The sequence below is a fragment of the Streptomyces bobili genome, from assembly GCF_002154575.1.
GTDB lineage: Bacteria > Actinomycetota > Actinomycetes > Streptomycetales > Streptomycetaceae > Streptomyces > Streptomyces bobili.
Map to the genome: position 1 here is coordinate 1 of NZ_MUBA01000717.1, position 5,788 is coordinate 5,788.

The window sequence follows — 5,788 nt, forward strand, 5'->3', positions numbered from 1 at the left end:
TCTTCCTCGGCTTCGCCGGAGACACCTGGATCCACATCCACCTGGGCCTCTTCGGCAAGGTCACCTTCGGCGAGGCGGCCCCGGGCACCCCCGCGCCCCCGCCCACGGACACCGTCCGCCTGCGCCTCACCGCCCCTACCGGCTATGTGGACCTCCGCGGCCCCACCACCTGCGCCCTGATCACGGACGCCGAGAAGCAGGCGGTACACGACCGCCTCGGCCCCGACCCCCTCCGCGCGGACGCCGACCCGGACCGGGCGTTCCGCCGTGTCTCCCGCAGCCGTACGACGATCGCCGCTCTCCTGATGGACCAGAAGGTCATCGCGGGCGTCGGCAACGTCTACCGCGCCGAGGTCCTCTTCCGGCACGGCATCGACCCGTACCGCGCGGGCAAGGACATCACGCCCGCCGAGTGGTCGGCGATCTGGTCGGACCTGGTGGCCCTGATGCGCGAGGGAGTCCGCGACAACCGCATCGACACGGTCCGCCCGGAGCACACCCCGGAGGCGATGGGCCGCCCGCCCCGCGTCGACGACCACGGCGGCGAGGTGTACGTCTACCGCCGTACCCATCAGCCGTGCCTCCTGTGCGGCGACCAGGTCCGCACCGCCCCCCTCGCGGCCCGCAACCTCTTCTGGTGCCCCACCTGCCAGAAACCCTGACGCACCGCCCCCTCGGGAACTCAGAACCCGTGCGGCAGCCAGGGTTCCCCGCTCGCCGACCCGAACCCCACCGAGGCCTCGGCCAGGGCTCCCGGCCGCAGCTCCCGCACCCGCCCGGCCCGAGCCAGTGAGCCCAGCGACACGCCCCCGAGGTACGCCGCCCCCAACTCCCGTATCGACAGGCGCAGATCGGCCGCATCCGTCGTAGGCGAACAGACGGCCCCCTTCGCGTCCCCCGACAGCCGCCAACGCCCGGCGTTCCACGGGCAGAAGGCATCCTCGACGTCCAGCACCACGTCCACCGGCGCCTGGTAGGTCCGTGCCGCCAGCGCGGCCCCGACGTCCACCAGCCGTACGTGCAGGGAGTCCCGCACCCGCAGTTCGCACCGCCGGATGTCGGAGACGAGATGCTGCCAGGCCTCGTCCAGCGGCCGGCCCCGCACCTTCAGCGAGGTCGTGAGGTCGATCCCGAACAGGAACCGCCACAGTGCCGCCTCCGACACCGCGTCGACCGCGGCGAGGTCGGTGAGCAGTACCTCACCGTTGTGCCCGGAGTCCGTCCACTTCGGCTTCACCCGGTACCGGACGTACCCGGTGACCTCCCCGTCCCGCTCGGCCAGCACGCACTGCAGCGGCGACGCCCCGCCCCGCTCGCTCTCCGGATCGAGCACCCCGAGCCGCTCCCATCCGGGCCGCCGCGCCAGCATCCCGGCCCGCAGCGGCACGGTCCGCGCGTACACCGCCTCGCACACGTCGAGGACGGCCCCGGTCTCGGCGTACCGCAGCCGTACGCCGTCGGTACCGGCCGGGACGGACAGCCGTACCCGGCTGGTGTCGATCTCGGCGTGCAGCCCGAAGGTCGCCGCGCCGTAGCCGAACCGCCCGTAGATGGCGGGCTCGGAGGCGGTGAGGACGGCGAGCGGATCGCCCCACGTACGGATGTCGTCCAGCTGCCGCCGCATCATCGAGGTCAGCACCCCGCGCCGGCGGTGCGTCGCGGACACGGAGACCATGGTCACCCCGGCCGTCGGCACCGAGGCCCCGCCGGGTACCGTCAGCCGGAAGTCGAAGGCCCCGGCCGTCCCGACCAGTTCGGCCCCGTCCCAGGCGCCGAAGGACCGTTCGTACGGCGTGATGTCGCGCCACAGCGCGCGTTCCTCGGCCGATTCGCCGGCCCCGCCGAAGGCGCGCAGCAGGGTGTCGTACCAATTGTCCCAGTCGTCCCGCAGCAAGGGCCGCAGGTCGGTCGCCGGGAGGCCCGTACGGCCCGTCGCCTCAGTCGTCATGGATCCATGCCTACCAGGGCAATGCGGGACGAGCCAGGGGATTTCTCCCTCCTGGCGACGCGAGCGCTTTCCGTGGCGTTCACTGTGAAGGCGAGTCTCGGACGGGGGACAAGTGGGACCTCCCGTGCCAAGCGGTGGGTTGGATGGATAGGGTCCCGAACTAATGGCGGCAGGACGACAGCGGCGCTCGGAAGCCGCGACGTTGACGGCCCGGTTGAAGCACCTGGTGCACCGGGTCCGCACAGGCCTGCGCAGAAGTGCCGTGGACTACTTCCGCGGCGACGGTTCGGACTGGATCGCGCTGGCCGGTCTGCTGCTCACCGTCCCGGTGATCGCGGCCGTCACGCTCACCGATCCGGTGTGGTGCTCACCGGCCGCCCTGGTCCTGCCCATCGTCGCCGGCGGCCTCGTGCTGCGCCCGGCGTCCCTGCTCGGCCTGTACGCGGCGGCGGCCACGGCGCTGATCGTGGAGTCGGTGCAGCTCGGCCCGTACACGGAGGGCGCGGCCCGGGTCACGCCCGGCGTGGTGCTGGTCGTCGCGGCCTGCGGCTTCGTCGGGCTGCTCATCGCCCAGTTCCGCAGCCGGGTCGGCGTGCCCTGGCGGCGCGGCGGCACCATGCTGTTCGACCTGCGCGAACGCATCCGGGTGCAGAGCAAGCTGCCGACGCTGCCGCGGGGCTGGCACCGCGAGATGGCGCTGCGGCCCGCGGGCGGCCAGTCGTTCTCCGGCGACTTCGTCGTCGCGGCCCGTACCAACGGCGGCCGCACCATGGAGGTCGTCCTCACGGACGTCTCCGGCAAGGGCATGGACGCGGGTTCGCGGGCCCTGCTGCTGTCCGGCGCCTTCGGCGGCCTGCTCGGCTCCCTGCCCCCGCACGCCTTCCTCCCGGCGGCCAACGGCTACCTCCTCCGCCAGGACTGGGACGAGGGCTTCGCCACCTCCATCCACCTCGTCCTCGACCTCGACTCCGGGGACTACGAGCTGTACTCCGCCGGCCACCCGCCGGGCCTCCAGCTCAGCGCGGGCAGCGGCCGCTGGGAGGAGAAGGCCGCGGAGGGCCCGCTGCTCGGCGTGTACGAGGGCGCCCAGTTCGACCCGGTGAAGGGCACGCTGCGCCCCGGCGACGTGCTCATGCTGTTCACCGACGGCCTGGTGGAGACCTCCGACCGTGACATCGTCGAGGGCATCGACCGCCTCACCGGCGAGGCCGACCGCTATGTCGCGGGCGGCTTCCAGGGCGCGGCCTGGCACCTGATCGAGGCGGTCGCCAAGGACGTCAACGACGACCGGGCCCTGCTCCTGGTCTGCCGCGAGGGCCCGACGGCCCAGGCGGCCTCGCTGCTGTAGACCCGGACGGTCCGGCTCCCGCGGAAGGACACGCATGCTGACCCTCACCGAGGTCGAGGCCCTCGCCCGCACGGCCCACGAGGGCCAGACCGACAAGGCGGGCCGCCCCTACACCGAGCACCTCGAGGCGGTCGCGGACGGCGTACGGTCCCGCGGCGGCGACCCCGACCAGATCGCGGCGGCCTGGCTGCACGACGCCGTCGAGGACGACGCGCTCTCCGAGACCTGGCTGAGCGAGGCGGCCCTGAGCGACCGTACGAAGGCTGTCGTCAGGGCGGTCACCAAGCGGGCGGGGGAGACGCCTCAGGAGTACGCGGGGCGCATTCTCGCCACCCCGGGCGCGCTCCTGGTGAAGGAGGCCGACCTCGCGCACAACGCCGACCCGGCCCGGCTGGCCGTCCTGGACGAACCGACCCGCGCACGCCTGACCGAGAAGTACGCCCGCATGCGCGCACTCCTCGGCCTCACGGCCTCCTAGGCGTCGACCTTCTCGCGATCCCGCCCCGGCTCCCGCCTCTGTACCCGGACCGGCTCGGCGGGGACGTCCCGCTGCTTGAACGCCCAGTCCATCTTCGGCTCCATCACGCCCCGGAACACCCACCGGACGGGCTTGGTGCACAGCAGGGTGACGGCGAGGCCGACGGCCACGGTGACGGCGATCTCGCCGAGCGGGCCGTGCAGCCATGCGGGATCGAACAGGCCGCGGTAGTCGGCGCCCTTGATCAGGAAGCCGTGCAGCAGATAGCCGTAGAGGGTGCCGGCACCGAGTGCCGTGAACCACATCGTGCGGCCCGGCACCCAGGAGAAGAAACAGACGGTCAGCAGCAGCGAGCAGCCGAACAGCGCCAGTTGCATGACGGGGCCCACCCACCACGGCACGCCCAGCTCCTGCGCGGAGGAGCGGTGGTAGAGCCAGCCCGTGTCCATCCGTGGCACCGCCCACCAGGAGAAGGCCAGCGCGAACATGAACACCGGCACGGCCGCGATCCGCACCCGCCACCGGCGCACCATCCGGAAGTGCTCCGGCCGCAGACACAGCCCCAGCACGAAGTACGGCAGGAACTGAAGGACACGCTGAAGGTCCAGGCTTCCGGTCACGCCCGGCGTGACGGACGCCAGCATCGCGATGCCCAGAGCCACCGGCAGCGGATGGCGGATCATCTTCCAGACCGGGGTGGTCAGCCGCCAGATGAACAGCGCGCACAGGAACCAGGTCAGGTAGTACGGGTCGAGGAGTGTGACGGCGGCCTGCGGATCGTGGTCGACGACCTGCTTGAACAGCGGATAGGCCGTCTCGAAGACGACGTACGGCACGACGACACCGGTCACCAGGCGCTTCAGCCGGGCCGGGCTGCCGTCGAAACTGCGCGAGAAGTAGCCGGAGATGAGGATGAACGCCGGCATGTGGAACGCGTACACGAACTGGTAGGCGGCCTGGAGCACCCGGCTGTCGCCCTTCAGGGGCTCCCAGGAGTGACCGATGGCGACCAGCACGATCGCCAGGTACTTGGCGTTGTCGAAGAACGCGTCACGCTGCTTCGACCGTCTGTCGGGGGACGGTCGGTGCTGATCTTTCTCACTCACGGATGAGTTCGGACTCGACAGGGGAGGCGAAGCGGCGTGGAACATCTGAGGCACCCTAGCGTCGTCATGGCGGTCCGTAAAACGTTCCTCGTCAACGCGATCTCATTCCTCGCAATTTCCAAGTGACCACCCCCTCAAGTGCCTTGTATGTCACGATTCATCCCGACTAAAAGGTGCATAACGGCGGTTGTTAGGGTGTCGGCGGAGACTCTGTGCCCACAATTCGAATTACCTGCACGCCAGTTGTGAATTTGTATGCGGAGTTCGTCCGTCAATTCCGGCGCGGCGGACTCCGGCGGGCGGTGCGGCCCGGTCGGACACGGACAGTTGCCGCCGAGGATGCGTCAGCCGCCGCATAGGGAGGCCACGTTGGTGGCACGATGGTCTAGGCGGGGTGCGCGGGTCGCGTCCCCCGGGCCGGGAGAGCGGACCGACGAGGGTGTGTGATCAGTTGTGGCCATTTCACTGTCAGTGGTGCTGCTGTTGGCGATCGTCCTGGTCGTCCTGATCAGAGGCGGGTCGATCAAGGCAGGCCCAGCCATAGTCGCGATCCTGTTCGGCTTCTTCCTCGCCTCGACGGGCATGGCCCCGTCGATCAACCGCTTCCTCGACTCCCTCGCCGAAACGATCAACTCGATCAGTTTCTAGGCGACGCGGTCGGACGGTCCTACAGCTCGTCGTCCCGCTCCAGGATCAGGCTGACCGAGCCGTCCTCAAGGTTGATCCCGCCTTCGAGATGCTCGTGGTAGCCGCCCCGCAGTTCGGGAGCGGCGAGCCCGATGAGCCGTTCGGCCAGTTCTCGCAGCCCCGCGGCGTTGCCCGCGACGGTGATTTCGGTGGCCGAGCCGTACACCTTGATCCGGGCTTCATCCATCCGGCCACGCTACAGCGCCGCCCCGCACCCCCAC

The 5,788-nt window shown here is 70.7% G+C and carries 7 protein-coding genes; 4 read left to right on the forward strand and 3 right to left on the reverse strand.

Annotated elements, in window-relative coordinates:
- Positions 1-662: Fpg/Nei family DNA glycosylase (locus BZL64_RS36650; RefSeq protein WP_107430425.1), on the forward strand; the 662-nt coding region annotated here is incomplete at its 5' end.
- 20 nt (positions 663-682) lie between these two features.
- Here BZL64_RS36650 and BZL64_RS36655 read toward each other — a convergent pair.
- Positions 683-1,948 (reverse strand): GNAT family N-acetyltransferase, encoded by a 1,266-nt coding sequence (locus tag BZL64_RS36655; RefSeq protein ID WP_086773333.1) that lies wholly within the window; start codon positions 1,946-1,948, stop codon positions 683-685.
- Positions 1,949-2,111: 163 nt separating this feature from the next.
- Here BZL64_RS36655 and BZL64_RS36660 point away from each other — a divergent pair, with 163 nt between their 5' ends.
- Together BZL64_RS36660 and BZL64_RS36665 are read left to right on the forward strand one after the other, a co-directional pair.
- The gene (locus BZL64_RS36660) at positions 2,112-3,296 is read left to right on the forward strand and encodes a PP2C family protein-serine/threonine phosphatase (RefSeq protein WP_086773334.1); all 1,185 of its coding nucleotides are present in this window, start codon (positions 2,112-2,114) and stop codon (positions 3,294-3,296) included.
- 34 nt (positions 3,297-3,330) lie between these two features.
- On the forward strand, positions 3,331-3,774 hold the full coding sequence (locus BZL64_RS36665) for an HD domain-containing protein (protein ID WP_086773335.1): 444 nt from the start codon (positions 3,331-3,333) through the stop codon (positions 3,772-3,774).
- Here BZL64_RS36665 and BZL64_RS36670 read toward each other — a convergent pair.
- Positions 3,771-4,925: an acyltransferase family protein gene (locus tag BZL64_RS36670; protein ID WP_086773336.1), complete on the reverse strand. Its 1,155-nt coding sequence runs from the start codon at positions 4,923-4,925 to the stop codon at positions 3,771-3,773. The two genes, BZL64_RS36665 and BZL64_RS36670, sit on opposite strands and share 4 nt — an antisense overlap.
- Before the next feature lie 408 nt (positions 4,926-5,333).
- Between BZL64_RS36670 and BZL64_RS36675 the strand changes: the two genes are divergently transcribed.
- A complete protein-coding gene (locus BZL64_RS36675) occupies positions 5,334-5,528 on the forward strand; it encodes a hypothetical protein (protein ID WP_086773337.1) in 195 nt (64 codons plus the stop codon).
- 19 nt (positions 5,529-5,547) lie between these two features.
- On the opposite strand, the gene BZL64_RS36680 is transcribed toward BZL64_RS36675, so the two are convergent.
- A complete protein-coding gene (locus tag BZL64_RS36680; protein WP_086773338.1) occupies positions 5,548-5,754 on the reverse strand; it encodes an Imm32 family immunity protein in 207 nt (68 codons plus the stop codon).
- Positions 5,755-5,788: the final 34 nt, after the last annotated feature.